The sequence below is a fragment of the Streptomyces caniferus genome (genome assembly GCF_009811555.1).
Lineage (GTDB): Bacteria > Actinomycetota > Actinomycetes > Streptomycetales > Streptomycetaceae > Streptomyces > Streptomyces caniferus.
This window is the reverse complement of sequence record NZ_BLIN01000005.1, coordinates 4,180,649-4,198,635: the sequence shown is the minus strand read 5'-3', so window position 1 is coordinate 4,198,635 and position 17,987 is coordinate 4,180,649. Positions and strand designations below refer to the sequence as shown.

General features: G+C 73.9%; 17 protein-coding genes. 14 read left to right on the top strand and 3 right to left on the bottom strand.

Features of this window, described 5'->3' with window-relative positions; genetic code table 11:
- The first annotated feature begins 19 nt into the window (after positions 1-19).
- The 14 genes from Scani_RS34980 (at position 20) to Scani_RS34915 (ending at position 14,564) form a co-directional block, all read left to right on the top strand.
- Positions 20-292 carry a hypothetical protein gene (locus Scani_RS34980; RefSeq protein WP_159481692.1) on the top strand — a complete coding sequence of 91 codons (273 nt, stop codon included), beginning with the start codon at positions 20-22 and terminating at the stop codon, positions 290-292.
- A gap of 326 nt (positions 293-618) precedes the next feature.
- Positions 619-1,140 (top strand): DUF2617 family protein, encoded by a 522-nt coding sequence (locus Scani_RS34975; protein WP_129295538.1) that lies wholly within the window; start codon positions 619-621, stop codon positions 1,138-1,140.
- A gap of 267 nt (positions 1,141-1,407) precedes the next feature.
- Entirely contained in the window at positions 1,408-3,159 is a 1,752-nt protein-coding gene (locus Scani_RS34970; protein ID WP_159481691.1) for a polyamine aminopropyltransferase, read from the top strand.
- A gap of 133 nt (positions 3,160-3,292) precedes the next feature.
- Entirely contained in the window at positions 3,293-4,225 is a 933-nt protein-coding gene (locus Scani_RS34965; RefSeq protein WP_159481690.1) for an SRPBCC domain-containing protein, read from the top strand.
- Positions 4,226-4,299: 74 nt separating this feature from the next.
- Complete coding sequence (locus tag Scani_RS34960; RefSeq protein ID WP_159481689.1) at positions 4,300-5,163, top strand: aldose epimerase family protein; 864 nt, start codon at positions 4,300-4,302, stop codon at positions 5,161-5,163.
- Between the two features lie 10 nt (positions 5,164-5,173).
- Positions 5,174-5,716: an orotate phosphoribosyltransferase gene (gene pyrE / locus Scani_RS34955; protein WP_159481688.1), complete on the top strand. Its 543-nt coding sequence runs from the start codon at positions 5,174-5,176 to the stop codon at positions 5,714-5,716.
- Positions 5,717-5,933: 217 nt separating this feature from the next.
- Complete coding sequence (fbaA, locus tag Scani_RS34950; RefSeq protein ID WP_159481687.1) at positions 5,934-6,956, top strand: class II fructose-bisphosphate aldolase; 1,023 nt, start codon at positions 5,934-5,936, stop codon at positions 6,954-6,956.
- A gap of 142 nt (positions 6,957-7,098) precedes the next feature.
- On the top strand, positions 7,099-8,673 hold the full coding sequence (locus Scani_RS34945) for an MFS transporter (protein WP_159481686.1): 1,575 nt from the start codon (positions 7,099-7,101) through the stop codon (positions 8,671-8,673).
- Between the two features lie 172 nt (positions 8,674-8,845).
- Positions 8,846-9,259 (top strand): DUF3151 domain-containing protein, encoded by a 414-nt coding sequence (locus Scani_RS34940; protein ID WP_159481685.1) that lies wholly within the window; start codon positions 8,846-8,848, stop codon positions 9,257-9,259.
- Between the two features lie 232 nt (positions 9,260-9,491).
- Positions 9,492-10,400 carry a tryptophan 2,3-dioxygenase family protein gene (locus Scani_RS34935; RefSeq protein WP_159481684.1) on the top strand — a complete coding sequence of 303 codons (909 nt, stop codon included), beginning with the start codon at positions 9,492-9,494 and terminating at the stop codon, positions 10,398-10,400.
- Entirely contained in the window at positions 10,393-11,700 is a 1,308-nt protein-coding gene (kynU, locus tag Scani_RS34930) for a kynureninase (RefSeq protein WP_174872791.1), read from the top strand. The genes Scani_RS34935 and kynU overlap by 8 nt, the downstream gene beginning before the upstream one ends.
- Positions 11,697-12,476 carry an alpha/beta hydrolase family protein gene (locus tag Scani_RS34925; RefSeq protein ID WP_159481683.1) on the top strand — a complete coding sequence of 260 codons (780 nt, stop codon included), beginning with the start codon at positions 11,697-11,699 and terminating at the stop codon, positions 12,474-12,476. Before kynU ends, Scani_RS34925 begins: the two co-directional genes overlap by 4 nt.
- Positions 12,477-12,543: 67 nt before the next feature.
- Positions 12,544-13,911, top strand: coding sequence for a sensor histidine kinase (locus tag Scani_RS34920; protein ID WP_246296320.1), 1,368 nt, complete (start codon positions 12,544-12,546; stop codon positions 13,909-13,911).
- Positions 13,908-14,564, top strand: coding sequence for a response regulator (locus Scani_RS34915; protein ID WP_030989251.1), 657 nt, complete (start codon positions 13,908-13,910; stop codon positions 14,562-14,564). Before Scani_RS34920 ends, Scani_RS34915 begins: the two co-directional genes overlap by 4 nt.
- A gap of 85 nt (positions 14,565-14,649) precedes the next feature.
- Here the strand turns inward: Scani_RS34915 and Scani_RS34910 are convergent, their stop codons facing one another.
- The 3 genes from Scani_RS34910 to Scani_RS34900 all read right to left on the bottom strand — a co-directional run bounded on the left by Scani_RS34910 (position 14,650) and on the right by Scani_RS34900 (position 17,978).
- Positions 14,650-15,114 (bottom strand): BP74-related protein, encoded by a 465-nt coding sequence (locus tag Scani_RS34910; RefSeq protein WP_159481681.1) that lies wholly within the window; start codon positions 15,112-15,114, stop codon positions 14,650-14,652.
- A gap of 279 nt (positions 15,115-15,393) precedes the next feature.
- Positions 15,394-17,034 (bottom strand): ABC transporter permease, encoded by a 1,641-nt coding sequence (locus Scani_RS34905; protein ID WP_159481680.1) that lies wholly within the window; start codon positions 17,032-17,034, stop codon positions 15,394-15,396.
- Positions 17,031-17,978: an ABC transporter ATP-binding protein gene (locus tag Scani_RS34900; protein WP_159481679.1), complete on the bottom strand. Its 948-nt coding sequence runs from the start codon at positions 17,976-17,978 to the stop codon at positions 17,031-17,033. The genes Scani_RS34905 and Scani_RS34900 overlap by 4 nt, the downstream gene beginning before the upstream one ends.
- Between the last annotated feature and the right edge of the window lie 9 nt (positions 17,979-17,987).

Genomic DNA, 17,987 nt, shown 5'->3' with positions numbered 1-17,987 from the left:
AGAAAGGAATGTGAGGCAGATGGGGATCGTGATTTTCCTGGTGATCTGCGCAGGGGTGATCGGCCTGGTGGCCCTGGCCTCGCGGGGCGGCGCCGGCGGACGGGGCTCCGGACGGCTCTCCGGCAGCGCGGGCGGCGGCAGCTGGTGGGCCGGTGGCGACGGGGGCTCGGGCCTGGGCGGCGGGCACCACGGCGGTGGCCACCACGGTGGCGGCGGCTGTGGCGGAGGTTCCTCCTGTGGCGGCGGCAGCTGTGGTGGCGGTGGCGGCTGCGGTGGCGGCGGCGGTTCCTGAGTCGACGGCCGCCTCTCCAACTCCACTTGTGTAAAAGGTGAGTTGCTTACCGCATATGCGCCTGGCGGATGCTGGTGAATGCACCAACAGCCGCTGGGCGCTTGGTTGTTGAACAACTGAACTGCTGGGCCCCCGAGCGGATGGAAACCCAGCGAAGATGGGTAAAAGCGCTGTGGGCGACAGGGCTTTCATGATTCCCTCTCCCTGGAGAATCCCCCACGTTCTCCGATCCCACGTGGGCACGAGCCGGCAGGCATGCGGATATTCCCTGGCCTTCAACGGGCGGGCCGGCCCACCATTCCACTGCGTGCTTGCGGAGCCGACCCATGCTCACCACTTTGCAGACGGCGTACACCGATACCCGTGCCTCCGACCTGGCCTGGGCGCTGGGCAGGGAACCCCTGCCGGCCCTTGCCGTACTCGATCTCCAACTCCACGGTGCGCAACTGCAGTTGCGGCTGCTCGGCGCCTCTCATCAGGTGCTTCTCGAAGAGGAGCGCGGCACCTGTTCCGAAACCGTCGCCTGCATGCCGGGCAGCAGCACGCCGCTGCCGCTGGGCGTGGCCAAGCGGCTAGGCGACTGGGAATACGAATTCGCCGCCCATGTGGAGACGCTGTCGCGTGGCTCGTTCGCGGGGCGCGCACAGGAATTGCTCGCGCTGGTGGCCGAGCATCCGCACGGTCTTGCCGGTACGTTCCCCGGTTCGCCGCACGCCTTCACCGCGATGCTGGCGCAGTGCCAGCAGGGGCAGGTGCGCTGGCGGACCTGGCACGCGTATCCGCAGGAGGGCCGCTTGGTGGCCACCCGTACCCGCGTGGGCGTACGGGCGGCGGTCGCGGCGGTCTAGCCGGCGCGGGCGAAAGTGACCGTCCCGGTCGGCAGGAGGGCGTGGGGCAGGGGCGGCGCGAGGGGCGTGCGGGCGGGTTGTGCGCCGGGGCATGGGTGTCAGGCGGGGCGTGGGCGGCGTGGTGTGCGCGGCCCGACTGGGTGGTGTGGTGCGGAGGTGCTTTGCGCGTCTCGTGCGAGGGCGGTACCCCAACTGGCCCGTGTGGCCCGCAGACTGCACTCGTGTGGGTGACGGAGAGCCACGGAATCGTCACGTAGCGTTCACTTTATGATCGACCCGCCAGAGCCCGTTCTCACCGGCGTCCCCGGGCCGCCGGAGGCCATGACGCCGGCGCGACTGCCCGTGCCGGCCGGGCTCGGCCGGCTGCTCGTCCTCGCCGTCGTCTTCGTGTGTGCCGCCTGCGGCCTGGTCTACGAACTCGAACTGGTCGCGCTGGCCACCTACTTGGTCGGCGACTCCGTCACCCAGGCGTCCGTCGTGCTGTCCGTCATGGTCTTCGCGATGGGCGTCGGCGCGCTGCTCGCCAAGCGGCTGCGCTGCCGGGCGGCGGTCGGCTTCGGCGCGGTCGAGGCCGGTCTGGCGCTGGTCGGCGGCAGCTCCGCGATGGCGCTCTACGCCTGCTTCGCCTGGTTCGGCCAGTCCCGCTCCGCGCTCGTCGGCTTCTCCCTGGCCATCGGCATCCTGATCGGCGCCGAGGTGCCGCTGTTGATGACGCTGATCCAGCGGGTGCGCCGGCAGGACGCGGGCGGCGCGGTCGCCGACCTCTTCGCCGCGGACTATGTCGGCGCGCTCGTCGGCGGCCTGGCCTTTCCCTTTCTGCTGCTGCCGGGCTTCGGCCAGCTGACCGGCGCCCTGCTCACCGGCGGTGTCAACGCGGTGGCCGGCGGCGTACTGGTGCTGTGGCTCTTCCGCGAGGACCTGAGCGCCCGTGCCCGCTGGGCGCTGCTCGCCGCCAACGCCCTGGTCCTCGCGCTGCTGGCCGCGGGCGTGGTGCTGGCCACGCCGTTCGAACGGGCCGCCCGGCAGGCGGTGTACGGCTCCTCGGCGCGGGTCGCGGTGCAGACCGGCATCCAGGAAGTGGTGATGACCGGCGGCACGGGTGCCGGAGCCGGTGCGGGGCGGGGGAGGAAAGGTTTAGGCGGACCGCTGGCGCTGTATCTGGACGGCCGGCTCCGGGTGAGCGCGGAGACCGAGTACCGCTACCACGAAGCGCTGGTCCATCCGGCGATGGCGGGCGGCCCGCACGGCCGGGTGCTGGTCCTCGGCGGCGGCGACGGCCTCGCGGTGCGCGAGATCCTCCGCCACCGCTCGGTCCGCTCGGTGACCGTCGTCGAACTCGACCCCGGTGTCCTGCGGCTCGCGCGCACCGACCCCGGCCTCTCCCGCCTCAACCACCACTCGCTCGGCGATCCGCGGGTGCGGGTGGTGACCGCCGACGCCTTCGACTGGCTGCGGCAGCAGGGCCTGCGCGGCCGCGGCCGGCGGCCGGCGCCGTACGACGTCATCGTCTCGGACCTTCCCGACCCCGGGATCGCCGCGTGCACCAAGCTCTACTCGCAGGAGTTCTACGGCCTCGCGGCACGGCTGCTGGCGCCCGGGGGACGGCTGGTGGTGCACGCCGGGCCGCCGGTCGACCGGGCGCGGCTGTTCTGGACGGTGGACTCGACGGTCCGGTCGGTGGGCCTGGCGACCGTGCCGTACCGCCTGGCCGGCCGGCCCGCGTCGTTCTACGGCGGCCCGGACCGCGTCGCCCGCCCCCGGCCACCGGTGGACGAAGCCCCGGTACCGGCCCCGGACGCGGCGCCGGGCCCCGCCGTGGCACCGGCCGCCGACGGGGGCCGGTACTGGGGCTTCGTGCTGGCCGCGCGGCACCGGCCGCGGTTCGGCCTGGCCTCCGATGCGCCGCCGCCCGCCGGTCTCAGCCGGGGGGAGCTGCAGGCCGGACGGCGCGGGGAGGCCCGCGACCGGATGTCCGGGCTGCCGCCGTCGACGCTGATGCATCCGCGCTATCTCGACTGAACGGGCGGGCCGGGCGGGTCGGTACGGGGCAGGGCGCGGCGGTGGCCGGTGCGGTGCGGGTCCGGGGCCGCCCGCGCAGAAAGTTCTGTGTGGGCGGCACGGGGTGCGGGGGTGCTGGGTAGGCTCCCATGTCATGGAGCATGAGGTGTACGTTCCGTTTCCCGTCGGGACCGTGCGGCAGGCGCTCACCGAGCCGGAGCGGGTGGCGCGCTGTGTCCCGGGTGTCCAGCTCGACGCCGATGCGGCCCCCCGGTCCCCGGTGGGCCGGCTGCGGCTGCGCATCGGCAGCTCCACCATCACCTACCGCGGGACGCTGACGGTGAGTGCGGCCGCGGACGACGGACCCGGCGACGCCGGTGCGGACCCGGCGGTGACCGTCGAGGCGAAGGGCACCGAGGCGCGGGGCGACGGCTCGGTCGCACTGACCCTGGCCGTCCGGCTCTCCCCGGCCACCGAGCCCGGTCCCGGTACGACGCTGACCTGCTCCGGCACGGTCCACGGCGACGGCCGGCTCGCCGAGGCCGGCGACCAGGCCGCCGAAACCGCCGGCCGCCGGCTGCTGGACCGCTTCGCGGAGAACCTCGCGGCCGATCTGCGGCAGCGGCCGGTGGCGGGTCAGGCCGGTGCGGACGGTCCGGCGAAGAGCGCGGCCGAGGCGGCCGGACCGGCCGCGTCCGACACCGAGGTGCCGCCGTCGGCGAAGGCTCCGGGCGGCGACGCGGACGCGGGGGCGGCGGGCATCGGCGACGAGGCCGAGGGCGTCGAGGACCTCGATGCGGGGGACGCCGATGACGCGTTCCACGCGGCGCGCGATCTGCACCCCGAGCACGCCTACGGCCACGAGGCGGACGACCTCGCCCCGGCCGAGGCCGCGCACGCCCGCCGGACGATGATCGGGCGCAGTGCGGAGGAGGTCGACCACGCGCCGCCGCGCGGACGGTACGCGCCGGTGCCCGCGCCCGAACCGAACGGCACCTCGGCGGTCCTGCGCTGGGCGGCGCCCGCCGCCGCGGTGGTGCTGGCGTCCGCCGTGGTCGTCGGCCGGGTGCTGCGCCGACGGCGCTGACCCGGCGTTCACCCGCGGTCCGTGCCCCTCCCGGCGTCCCGCGCCGGGCGCCGGTGCACCGTTAGGGTCGTCCCGTGAGTACCGACGACACCACGCAGAACGCCGCTCCCGCGCAGGCGTCACCCGGCGTCCGGCTGGCCGCGGGGGACACCGAACTGACCGTCCGTCCGGACCACGGCTGCCGGATCGCCGGCCTGCGCGTCGGCGGTACGGAGCTGCTGCGGCAGGGCGACAAGTACGGCTGCTTCCCGATGGTCCCGTGGTGCGGCCGGATCGAGCACGGGCAGTTCCGCAACGGGGCCGAGCTGCACCAGATGCCCCTCAACGCCGCACCGCACGCCATCCACGGCACCGGCCGCAACCTCCGCTGGCGCACCGCGCGTTCGAGCGCCACCGAGGCGGTCTTCACCTATGACCTCGCCGATCCGGCGGCGCCCTGGCCGTACCCGGGACGGGTCACCCAGCTCGTCGAACTGGCCGCGGACGGCGGCTCGCTGACCCTCACCATGGGCGTCGAGGCGACCGGCGACTCCTTCCCCGCGCAGGCCGGATGGCACCCCTGGTTCCTGCGGAACCTCGGTGAGGGAGGCGAGGACGTCCGCCTCGACTTCACCCCCGAATGGCAGGAGGAGCGGGGCGACGACCACCTCCCGACCGGCCGGCGGATCGCGCCGCAGCCAGGGCCCTGGGACGACTGCTTCGGGATGCCGCAGGGGGGCGAGGCCACTCTCACCTGGCCGGGCCGGCTGGAGCTGACGGTCAGCAGCCGCGCCGAGTGGGTCGTGGTCTATGACGAGCAGGAGGCCGCGGTCTGCGTCGAGCCGCAGTCCGGTCCGCCGAACGGTCTCAACACCCGGCCGCGCCTGGTCACGCCCATCGATCCGCTGGAGGTCTCCATGACCTGGAGCTGGCGGAACCTGTCGCAGGGCACCGCCTAAGCTCGTGCGCATGAGTGACGACGTGCGCGGCGAGCTGCTGCAGCAGATCAAGGACAAGGCCGTGGTGCACGGCAAGGTGACGCTTTCCTCCGGCAAGGAGGCCGACTACTACATCGACCTGCGTCGGATCACCCTGGACGGCGAGGCCGCGCCGCTGGTCGGTCAGCTGATGCTGGAGATCACCGCCGATCTGGACTACGACGCGGTCGGCGGGCTGACGCTCGGTGCCGACCCGGTCGCGACCTCGATGCTGCACGCCTCCGCGGCGCGCGGCGGCCGGCTGGACGCGTTCGTGGTCCGCAAGGCGCAGAAGGCGCACGGTATGCAGCGCCGTATCGAGGGTCCGGACATCACGGGCCGCCGGGTCCTGATCGTCGAGGACACCTCCACCACCGGCGGCTCCCCGCTGACCGCGGTCGAGGCGGCGCGCGAGGCGGGCGCCGAGGTCGTTGCGGTGGCAACGATCGTCGACCGGGGTGCGGCGTCGGCCATCGCCGAGGCAGGGCTCCCTTACATCACCGGCTACCAGCTCGGCGACCTGGGCCTGGGCTGACCTCGGGCCTCGGATTGCGCAGCATCCGGAAAGCGGCGCTGAACTGCGGCTTTTCCTGTGGGCGGCTGGTTTCACGTGAAACCGGCCGCCCACACTGCGGGACAGCCGGGCGCGGGATGTGGAGCAAACGGCCGAGTCTGGGAAGATGTGCTCGGCGAAGTCCTCGCCCCCTGGTCAGGGCCAAGAAAGCACACCCGCACACCTAAGGAGCGGACAGATGCCCATCGCAACCCCCGAGGTCTACAACGAGATGCTCGACCGGGCGAAGGCAGGAAAGTTCGCCTACCCGGCCATCAACGTCACCTCGACGCAGACGCTGCACGCCGCGCTGCGTGGGTTCGCCGAGGCGCAGAGCGACGGCATCATCCAGATCTCCACCGGTGGTGCGGAGTTCCTGGGCGGCCAGTACAACAAGGACATGGTGACCGGCGCGGTCGCGCTCGCCGAGTTCGCGCACGTCGTGGCCGAGAAGTACGACGTCACCGTCGCGCTGCACACCGACCACTGCCCCAAGGACAAGCTCGACGGCTACGTACGCCCGCTGCTGGACATCTCCGCGGAGCGCGTCGCCAAGGGCCAGAACCCGCTGTTCCAGTCCCACATGTGGGACGGCTCGGCCGAGAACCTGGCCGACAACCTGGCCATCGGCCAGGAGCTGCTGGCCAAGGCCGCCGCCGCCAAGATCATCCTCGAGGTCGAGATCACCCCGACCGGTGGCGAGGAGGACGGCGTCACCCACGAGATCAACGACGAGCTCTACACCACGGTCGACGACGCGCTGCGCACCGCCGAGGCGCTGGGCCTGGGCGAGAAGGGCCGCTACCTGCTCGCCGCCTCCTTCGGCAACGTCCACGGCGTCTACAAGCCGGGCAACGTAGTGCTCCGTCCCGAGCTGCTGAAGGACCTGCAGGAGGGCGTCGGCGCCAAGTACGGCACGTCCGCCCCCTTCGACTTCGTCTTCCACGGCGGCTCCGGCTCCACCGCCGAGGAGATCGCCACCGCGCTGGAGAACGGCGTGGTCAAGATGAACCTGGACACCGACACCCAGTACGCCTTCACCCGCCCGGTCGCGGACCACATGTTCCGCAACTACGACGGTGTGCTGAAGGTCGACGGCGAGGTCGGCAACAAGAAGGCCTACGACCCGCGCAGCTGGGGCAAGCTGGCCGAGGCCGGGATGGCGCAGCGCGTCACCCAGGCCTGCGAGAACCTGCGCTCCACCGGCACCAAGATCAAGTAACCGCGGACCGGCCGCACGGCCGGTCCCGCTGCGCACAGGGCTCCGCATCCGCCGGGATGCGGAGCCTTCTGCGTGCCCGGACACCTGGACCGCCGGGTGGCTCAGGCGGGCGAGCGGGAGCGGATACGGGCATGCTCGCGGTATGAGCGAACCGAGCGCGCCCGGCGGGGTCCGGCTGGCCTCGGCACAGGGCCGATGGGTGCTGGCGACGGCCGTGCTGGGGTCCGGCATGGCGATGCTCGACAGCACCGTCGTCAATGTCGCACTGCCCAGGATCGGCGAGGACCTCGACGCGGATCTGGCGGTCCTCCAGTGGACCGTCACCGCCTACATGCTCACCCTCTCCTCGCTGATCCTCCTGGGCGGCGCCCTCGGCGACCGCTTCGGGCGGCGCCGGGTGTTCGTGATCGGGGTGGTGTGGTTCGCCGCGGCCTCGCTGCTGTGCGGGCTCGCGCCCAACGCCGGGGTGCTGATCGCCGCCCGGGCGCTGCAGGGCGTCGGCGGGGCGCTGCTCACCCCCGGCTCGCTGGCCCTGATCCAGGCCGTCTTCCACCCCGACGACCGGGCGCGGGCGGTCGGCGCCTGGTCCGGGCTCGGCGGCGTGGCCGCGGCGGTCGGCCCGTTCATCGGGGGCTGGCTGGTGGACGGCGCCGGCTGGCGCTGGGTGTTCTTCCTGAACGTGCCGCTGGCGGCGGTGTGTGTGCCGGTGGCGCTGCGGCACGTGCCCGAGACCCGGGAGCGGGACGCCCGCGAGCGCCGTGGCTTCGATGTGCCGGGTGCGGCGCTGGGCGCGTTGGCGCTGGCCGGGGTGACCTATGCGCTGATCGCCGCACCGGGCGGGGGCGCCGGGCCCGGCGTGATCGTGCCCGCGGTGGCGGGGGTGCTGCTGGGGGTGCTCTTCGTCCTTGTCGAGCGACGGCGGACGGATCCGATGCTGCCCCCGGCCATCTTCGGCATCCGGCTGTTCTCGGCCGTCAACGCGGTGACGGTGTGCGTCTACGCCGCGTTCGGCGGCTTCTTCTTCCTGGCGGTCCTCCAGCTCCAGGTCGTGGTGGGGTACTCGGCGCTGCAGGCCGGTACCGCGCTGCTGCCCACCACGCTGCTGATGCTGCTGCTGTCCGCCCGCTCCGGAGAGCTGGGCCAGCGCATCGGGCCGCGCATTCCGCTCACCGTCGGACCGCTGCTGTGTGCCGGCGGGATGCTGCTGATGCTGCGGGTGGGCCGGGGCGCCGCCTACTTCGCCGACGTGCTGCCCGCGCTGGTGGTGCTGGGCGCGGGGATGGTGACCCTGGTCGCGCCGCTCACCTCGACCGTGCTGGCGTCGGTGGACGTGGACCGGGCGGGCCTGGCCAGCGGCATCAACAACGCGGCGGCGCGGGCCGCGAGCCTGATGGCGGTGGCCGCGCTGCCGCTGCTGGCGGGCATCGGCCCGGAGGCCTACCGTTCGGCGGACGAATTCGGCGCGGCCTTCCGGCGCGCCATGCCGCTGTGCGCGGGCATCCTGGTGATCGGCGCGCTGATCGCCCTGCTCACCGTACGCACCAACGTCCTGCGCCCCGAGCCGGGTGCCGTGGAGCCGTGCCATGCGGAGACGACCTACCACTGCGGGGTGAGCGCCCCGCCGCTGGATCCGGGCGAGACCAGGGCCCGGGGGGAGGGGCGGCTGCCGGGGGCCGGCGGGCCGGGGCGACCGGGGAGACCGGCCGAGGGGGCGTGAGGACCCCGGGGCGCTGGGGCCCGGACGACGTGCCGAGGAGGCCTGGGGGCCCCGGGACCACGGCCCGCGGGAGCCGCCTGTGCCCCGTATCCGCCTCCCGTCCCGTCGTACCACCGGCGCATGAGCCCGGCCGCCCCCCACCCCGCCCGGACGACCAGGCAGACTGGGAAGCATGGCCATTCACGAGAATCTGCTCGGGGGACCGCCCCCGACCCATCTGCCCGACGACCCGGAGCCCCGCGAGCTGCTCGCCGCGGGCACGGCGCCGTCCGATGTCGCAGCGAAGTACCCGACCTCCTCCCTGGCCTGGGCCCAGCTCGCGGACGACGCCTTCGAACAGGGCCGGGTCGTCGAGTCGTACGCCTACGCCCGCACCGGCTACCACCGCGGGCTGGACGCGCTGCGCCGGGCCGGCTGGAAGGGCCACGGCCCGGTGCCCTTCGAGCACGAGCCCAACCGCGGCTTCCTGCGGGCGCTGCACGCCCTCGCCCGCGCCGCCCAGACGATCGGCGAGCAGGAGGAGTACGAGCGCTGCTCGACCTTCCTGCGGGACTCCTCGCCGACCGCGGCCGACACCCTCACCTGAGGCTCCGCCGCCGGTCCTCCCGCGGGGGAGGACCGCATCTCCCCTCCTCGGGGGGCGCCGGGCAAGATCAACGGGCCGGCCGCGTGATCGCGGTCGGCCCTTGCGCGGTCGCTTCCCAGCACGGATGATTTCCAGTGGGCCGGGTCATCCCGCGCCCGAGGGGACCGGGGCTCCCGAGCCGACGAGGAAGGGGCGGACCGCTACCCGGTAGTTCGCACTTGAGGAGTCCCTCATGTCGCAGCCGTCTCCCATCGACCCCGCGGAGAGTGCGTCGACCGCACCCGCGGCGGGCCTCGCACCGGCAGACGCCGCCGAGTCCGACCCGCCGTTCGCCCCGGATCTCAGCATCGGCAGCAGCGGTACGACCCCGTACGAGGACTACGTCCAGGCGGACGTCCTCACCCACCTGCAACACCCGCTCTCCGACGACCCCGGCGAGATGGTCTTCCTGGTCACCACCCAGGTCATGGAGCTGTGGTTCACGGTCATCGTCCATGAATGGCACACCGCCGCCGAGGCGCTGCGCCGCGACGACCTGACGGTGGCGATGGAGGCGCTGCGCCGCTCCACCTACGAGCTGGAGGCGCTGAACGCCGCCTGGAAGCCGCTCGCCCGCCTGACTCCCGCGCAGTTCAACGCCTACCGCAGCGCGCTCGGCGAGGGCTCCGGCTTCCAGTCCGCCATGTACCGGCGGATGGAGTTCCTGCTGGGCGAGAAGTCCGCGTCGATGCTGGTGCCGCACCGTGGCGCCGCGCGGGAGCACGCCGAGCTGGAGAAGGCCCTCCAGGAGCCGAGCCTGTGGGACGAGGCGCTGCGGCTGCTCGCCCGCCGCGGCCACCCGGTGCCCGAGGCCGTGCTCCGGCGGGACCCCGCGCTGCGCTACGAGGCGGACCCGGCCGTGGAGGAGGTCTGGGCCCGCATCTACGCCGGGTCGCAGGAGTCCGACCTCGTCCGGCTCGGCGAGGCGCTGACCGATGTCGCCGAGCTGGTCTGGCGCTGGCGCAACGACCATCTGGTCGCGACCCGGCGGGCCATGGGAGCGAAGATGGGCACCGGTGGTTCCGCGGGGGTCGCCTGGCTGGAGAAGCGGGCCCGCAAGAACGTCTTCCCCGAGCTCTGGACGGCGCGCAGTCATGTCTGAGACCCCGGACTCCCCCGCCGAGACCGGCCTCCGCGCGCCCTCCGGGGCCCGTGACATGGCCTCCCGCGCCGCGGAGCTGGACGCCGCCGACCCGCTCGCCCACACCCGCGACCGCTTCGTCCTGGACGCCGCGCCCGATCACGCCTCCGGCGATGCCTCCGTCTACCTCGACGGCAACTCCCTCGGCGCGCTGCCCCGCGCCGTGGCCGGCCGGGTCGCCGATGTCATCGCCCGCGAGTGGGGCGAGCTGCGCATCCGGTCCTGGACCGAATCCGGCTGGTGGACCGCGCCCGAGCGGGTCGGCGACAAGATCGCGCCGCTGATCGGGGCGGCACCGGGCCGGGTGGTGGTCGGCGACTCGACCAGCGTCAACCTCTTCAAGGCCGTGGTCGGCGGCGTCCGGATGGCCGGCAAGGGCTGTACGGAGATCCTCGTCGATGCCACGACCTTCCCGACCGACGGCTATATCGCCCGGTCGGCGGCACGGATGACCGGCCTCGCGGTGCGCCCGGTCGAGCCCGCGCGGATCGCCGACGAGGTCACCGAGCGGACCGCGCTGGCGCTGGTCAACCACGTCGACTACCGCACCGGCCGGCTCAACGACCTGCCCGGCATCACCCACGCGCTGCACTCCGCGGGCGCGCTCGCCGTCTGGGACCTGTGCCACAGCGCCGGCGCGCTGCCGGTCGGCCTCGATGCGCACCACGTCGACCTCGCCGTCGGCTGCACGTACAAGTACCTCAACGGCGGCCCGGGCGCGCCCGCCTACCTCTACATCCGCGAGAGCCTCCAGGAGCGGTTCGAATCGCCGCTGCCGGGCTGGAACTCGCACACCGACCCGTTCGCCATGGACCCCGCGTACGCCCCCGCCGAGGGCATCGCGCGCGGCCGGGTCGGCACCCCCGACATCCTGTCGCTGCTCGCGCTGGAGGCGGCGCTGGAGGCCTGGGACGGGGTGTCCATCGAGGCCGTGCGCACCAAGAGCCTCGCCCTGACGGACTTCTTCCTGGAGTGCGTGAGCGCGTATGTGCCGCCGGGCCGGGCCCGTTCCGTCACGCCGTACGACCACCAGCGGCGCGGCAGCCAGGTGTCGCTGGAGTGTCCGCGCGCGGGAGAGGTGATGGACGAGCTGATCCGCCGCGGGGTGGTCGGCGACTTCCGCCGGCCCGATGTGCTGCGCTTCGGCTTCACCCCGCTCTACACCTCCTTCGCGGACGCGGAGCGGGCGGCATGGGTGCTCGGCGAGGTGCTGGGGGCGCTGCCCGAGGTCGGAGCCGGGACGGCCGGGACCGGCGGGTGAGCGTGGCGGACGAGGAGACGGCGCTGCTGGGGCTCGCCCCGGTGGCGCCGGACCGGACGGTGGCCTACGGGCCGCATCCGGACCAGCTCGTCGACCTGTACCTCCCGCGGGGGGCGGACGGCGCGCGGGCGGGGGCGGCGGCCGGCCGGCCGGTCGTCCTGCTGCACGGCGGTTTCTGGCGCGCGGCCTACGACCGCCGCCATCTGTCGCCGCTCGCCGCCGCACTCGCCGGGCGGGGGCTGCCGGTCGCGCTCGCCGAGTACCGCAGGGTCGGTGCCGGCGGCGGGGCGCCCAGGACGTTCGAGGACGTCGCGGCGGGGGTGGCGGCGGCGGTGCGCGAGCTGCCCGGGGACGGGGCGCCGGTCCTGGTCGGCCACTCCGCGGGCGGCCATCTCGCGCTGCTCGCCGCCGCCCGCCCCGGCACCCCCGTGCACCGGGTCCTGGCCGTCTCGCCGGTCGCCGACCTCGCCCGCGCCCATGCGCTGGGCCTGAGCGACGGCGCGGTCGGCGAGCTGCTCGGCGAGGGGCCCGGTCTGGAGGCGCGCCTCGCCGCGGCCGACCCGGTGCGCCATCCGCCGGCCGGTGTCCCCGTCACGATCCTGCACGGCACCGACGACCCGGACGTCCCCCTGGAGCTCTCCCGCCGCTACGCCGCGCAGAGCCCCGGCACGGACCTGCACGAACTGCCCGGGGTGGGTCACTACGCTCCCGTCACCCCCGGCAGTCCCAGCTGTCACACACTGTGCGCTCACCTGCTCCGACCACGTAGTACTTGAGGCGGACCCCCGCAGATCCCCACTGATGAGGACGCCCGGGGGCCCGCCGTTGCTTACCGTTGTCAGCGTGAACGAGACGACCCAGACGCAGAACACCCTGCGCTCGGAGGCCCGGATAGCCCGCGGCGGGCTGCACCGGCTGCGCCAAGACCTGTTCGTCGGCGCCTTCGCCTTCCGCCCGATGCCGCCGCTGGAGGACGCCAAGGTGTCCCGCTGGGTGCCGTGGCTCCCGGAGCGGCTGCGGTACTGGGCGCGCTGGCTGCCGCACTTCGCCGTCGGGTTCTTCTCGGTGTGCGTCTTCCTGGCGACCCTCGCCGACAGCTCCTGGGGCGGCTCGCTGCTCGGCGTCCTGATCACCGGCTTCGGCGCCGTGGTCGCCGCGGGCCCGCTGCTCACCCTCTTCCGCCCGGTGGGCGCCTACTGGCTGTCGCTGTGCGCGTTCGTGGTCTCGGTGCTCGCCTACGCGGGCTTCTCGTCCCCGTTCAGCAGCATCTTCGGAGAACTGGCCTTCCCCGCGCACCTCGCCGTAATGGTCCTCGTGGTGCTGCGCACCCGACCCCGGATGGCCGTCGAGATGTGGCTGGTCACCTTCGCCACGGCAGCCGTGGTGACGGCGGCTCTCGGGAAGGACCCGGGTGATCTGCCGCCGGTCGCCTTCTTCTGCGGGGTGGTGCTGGTCTCCGCCGCCGCGGTCCGCGCCTGGCGCGAGGAGCGCCGGCAGGTCGTCGAGACGCAGACCGTCACGGCCGAGGAGCGCTCCCGGCGCACGCTGCTGGAGGAGCGCGCCCTGATCGCCCGCGAGCTGCACGACGTGGTCGCCCACCACATGTCCGTGATCGCCATCCAGGCCGAGGCCGCGCCGTACCGCGTGGAGAACACCCCGCCCGAACTCGCCACCTCGTTCTCGACGATCCGGGAGAACGCCGTCGCCGCACTCGCCGAGCTGCGCCGCATCCTCGGTGTGGTCCGGTCGGCGGACCCGGACGCCTTCGCCGAGCACGACCCGGAGGCCCCGCAGCCCACGCTCGCCAGCCTCGACGCGCTGCTCGACAGCGTCCGCAGCGCCGGGCTGACCGTCGAGGCCGTGGTCACCGGCGCGCCCCGGCCGCTGCCGCAGGGCGTCGAGCTGTCCGCGTACCGGATCGTGCAGGAGGGGCTGAGCAACGCGCTGCGGCATTCGCCGGGCGCCGATGCCCGGGTGGAGATCTCCTACGTGCTGGGCGGGCTGGGCGTACGGATCGTCAACGGAGCGCCGAGCCGCCTGGCCAAACCGTCCCCGGGCGCGGGGCACGGTGTCCTGGGGATGCGGGAGCGGGTACAGATGCTGGGCGGCGAGATGACGGCCGACCGCACCGAGGACGGCGGCTTCGAGGTCGCCGCGTTCATCCCGGTGTCGCACACGCCGGGCGAGAGCACCGTGGGGGGCAGGGCATGATCCGGGTACTGATCGTCGACGACCAGGTGATGGTCCGCGAGGGCTTCTCCGTCCTGCTCAACGCCATGCCGGACATCGAGGTCGTCGGGGAGGCGGTGGACGGCCGCCAGGCGGTGCACAAGGTCGCGGTCCTCAAGCCCGATGTCGTGCTGATGGACATCCGGATGCCGGAGATGAACGGCCTGGAGGCCACCCGCGAGATCGTGGCCGCCGACGCGGACGCCAAGGTCCTGGTGCTGACCACCTTCGACCTGGACGAGTACGTCTACCAAGCGCTGCGCTCGGGGGCCAGCGGCTTCCTCCTCAAGGACGCCTCGGCCGGCCAGCTCGCCGAGGGCGTGCGCATCGTCGCCTCCGGCGAGGCCCTGCTCGCCCCCACCGTCACCAAGCGCCTGATCTCCGAGTTCTCCCGGCTGGGCACCCCGCGCGCCCCGGCCCAGGAGCGCATCGCCGATCTCACGGAGCGCGAGACCGAGGTCCTCGTGCTGGTCGCCCAGGGCCTGTCGAACGGGGAGATCGCCGAACATCTCGTCGTCGCGGAGTCCACGGTGAAGACGCATGTCAGCCGCATCCTGGTGAAGCTGGGGCTGCGCGACCGCACCCAGGCGGCGGTGTTCGCGTACGAGGCACGGCTGGTGACGCCGGGCGGCTGAGACCGCGGTTCCGGCGCACTGCGCGGGGAAGGCCGCCGGCGGGGCGGGGCGGGGCCCGGCCCGCCGGCGGCGCGGAGCCCGGGCCCTACGGCTGAGGAACCTCCCGCACCAGCTTCGAGGTCCACGGGCACCAGACCAGGCCGGGCAGGAACGGTCCGCCGGCCTCGTCGAGATGGTCCTCGACATAGGGCGTGGTGGCGTCGCAGACCTCGATGGCGAAGTCGAAGAAATCGATCGTCTCGGGGCGCAGGTGGAAGCTCCAGCGCCAGTTGTACGGGACGGGGCGCTTGTCGATCCGGCCGACGACGTGCGGCTCCGAGTGGGACGCGCCGCTCAGCAGGTCCCGGGCGTGCTGGATCTTGCGGGGGTCGGTGAGCTTGATGACGAATTCCGAGCGGGTGACGTCGGTCATCACGAAGTAGGCCGCCGACTCGTCCCGGGTGCGGTGCGCGGCGTCGCCCGCCTGCTTGCCCTGGGCGGGCCCGGCCGCCACGACGGCGAGCACTGCCGCCGCCGCCAGCATGCCGATCCTGGTGCTGATACGTCGCATGAGAACCCCTCCGGTGCCACGGGCCGTGGACACGACCGTGCATGCGGAACGTAACGAGTCCCTCACGCACTGCTCCAGAGTTACTACGGGTTATCGCGCGGGCAGGTGAAATGGCGAAGAGTGACGCGCGGCCGGCCGGTTCCTGTGCTGTATCCACACCCTGTGGATACCGGTGCGCCGCGGCCACGGGGTACGCGAGTGCGCCGCCAAAGTCCGCTACAGCTCCGGCGGCGCACGTCCACGGGGGCGGCCGGCCGTGGAAGGGCCGGCCGCCGGGGGTCAGCCGATGTCGCGCCGGCGCAGGCCCGCCAGGCCCGCGGCGGCGAGGGCGGCGGACAGGATCAGCAGCCAGGCGAACGGGGCGGCGGTGGCGTCGGCGCCCGGGAGCTTGGGGAGGTGGCTGTACGGGGAGAGGTCCATGGCCCAGCCGGGGAGATCGAGGGCGGGGCCGATCCAGCCGAGGGCCAGGCAGCCGCCGACCAGGGCCCATACGGCGCCGGTGGCCCTGGGGGCCAGGCCGAGGACGAGGACCGCCAGGCCGGTGAGCGTCCAGACGGCCGGGACCTGGGCGAGGGCGGCGAGCAGGACCGGGCCGAGCGCGCCGCCGAGGTCGTCGGCCGAGAGGCCGTAGGCGACACCCAGGGCCAGGCCGCCCGCGGTCAGGATGACGGCGGTGCCGCCGTAGGCGAGGGCCAGATGGCTGCCGGCCCAGCGGAGCCGGCCCACCGCGCAGGCCAGCACCGGCTCCGCGCGCTCGCCGGTCTCCTCGCCGCGCAGCCGCAGCACCGCACCGGCCGCATAGAGCGCCGCCACCATGCCGAGCATGCCGGTCATCGTGGCCAGGAAGGCCTCGGTCAGGCCCTGCTGACCCCCCATCCGCTCGACGATCTCGCGGGTCTGCCGGTTGCCGCCGACCAGATCAAAGGCGCCCTCGGCGATCCCGCCGAAGATGCCGCCGGCGCACAGGAAGCCGAGGGTCCAGCCCAGCAGGGTGGCGCGCTGCAGCCGCCAGGCCAGGCCGAAGGGGCCGCTGAGGGAGCGCGGTGCGACGGCCGGTCCGGGGCGGGCCGGCAGAAAGCTCATGCCGATGTCGCGACGGGCGGTCAGCGCGTAGGAGGCGCCGACGGCCAGGGCGGCCGCCGCCAGGAAGAGCAGGGCGGTCCACCAGCGCTCGCCGGCGTACGGCCGGAGGTTCTCCGCCCAGCCGATCGGCGAGACCCGGGTGAGCGGGGACGTCGCCCCCGGGCCCTGGGCGTCGCCCGCGGCGCGCAGGGCGAAGGCGAGGCCGAGGACCGCGCCGGTCAGGCCCTTGGCCAGCCGTGCGCTCTCGGTCAACTGGGCGGCGACGGCGGCCAGTCCGGCGAAGACCAGGCCGGTGCCGCCGATGGCGGTGCCGAGCGCGAGGGAGCCGGCGCCCGGCAGGCCGGAGGCGGTCAGGCCGCCCGCGATCAGCACGGCGAGTGCGGCGTTGGCGGTCAGGGCCGTCAGCAGGGCCGCGGTCAGCGGCGCCCGGCGGCCGACCATGGCGGCGGAGAGCAGCTCCTGACGGCCCGTCTCCTCCTCTTCGCGGGTGTGCCGGACGACGATCAGCAGGCTCATCACCGCGGCGAGGACGGCGCCGAAACCGGCCATCCGCCAGGCGACCAGGCCGCCGAGGGAGTCGCTGAGGACCGGCCCGTACAGCGCGCGCATCGAGCCGTTGCCGTTCATCGAGACGGCCAGCCGGGCGCGCTCGGCGGCGGTGCCGTAGACCGCGTCGAAGGACGCGCCCATGGCGGCGACGACCAGCCCGAGGGTCAGCACCCAGGCCGGGATCATCACCCGGTCGCGGCGCAGGGCGAGGCGCACCAGGGCGCCGGTGCCCGCCAGATGACGGGAGCGGGCGGCGGGTGCGGGGAGGGGGGCGGCCAGGGCGGTCATCGCGCGACCGCCGCTGCGCCACGGGCGTCGTCCTGGTAGTGGCGCAGGAAGAGCTCTTCCAGGGTGGGCGGCGTGCTGGTGAGGCTGCGGATGCCGGCGGCGCCGAGCACGCGCAGTACGGCGTCGAGCGTGTCGGTGTCGGCCTGGAGCTCGACGCGGTGGCCCCGGCTCCCCCGGATCGGCTGGGCGGACAGGCCGTGGACGCCGGGGAGCGCGGCCAACCCGTCGGGTGGGCCCGCGAGTTCGGCGACGACCGAGGTGCGGGTCAGATGCCGCAGCTCTCCCAGCGAGCCGGATTCGACGGTCCGCCCCTTGCGGATGATGCTGATCCGGTCGCAGAGCGCCTCGACCTCCGACAGCACATGGCTGGAGAGCAGCACCGTACGGCCGCGGTCGCGCGCCTCGGCGACACAGCTCTGGAAGACCTCCTCCATCAGCGGGTCCAGCCCGGAGGTCGGCTCGTCGAGGATGAGCAGATCGACGTCGGAGGCGAAGGCGGCGACCAGGGCGACCTTCTGGCGGTTTCCCTTGGAGTACGTCCGCCCCTTCTTGGTGGGGTCGAGTTCGAACCGCTCCAGGAGCTCGGCCCGGCGCGCGGTGTCGAGCCCTCCGCGCAGCCGCCCGAAGAGGTCGATGACCTCGCCGCCGGAGAGGTTGCGCCACAGCGTCACGTCGCCGGGGACGTAGGCGAGACGGCGGTGCAGTTCGACCGCGTCCTGCCAGGGGTCCTTGCCCAGGAGCCGGGTCGTGCCGCCGTCGGCGCGCAGCAGACCGAGCAGGACGCGGATCGTCGTGGACTTCCCGGCGCCGTTGGGCCCGAGGAAGCCGTGCACCTCACCGGCCTCGACCCGCAGATCGAGGCCGTCCAGCGCGTGGGTGCGGCCGAAGGACTTGTGGAGGGAGGCGACCCGGATGGCGGGAGCGGGAAGGATTGCCGTGGTCATGATGTGGAA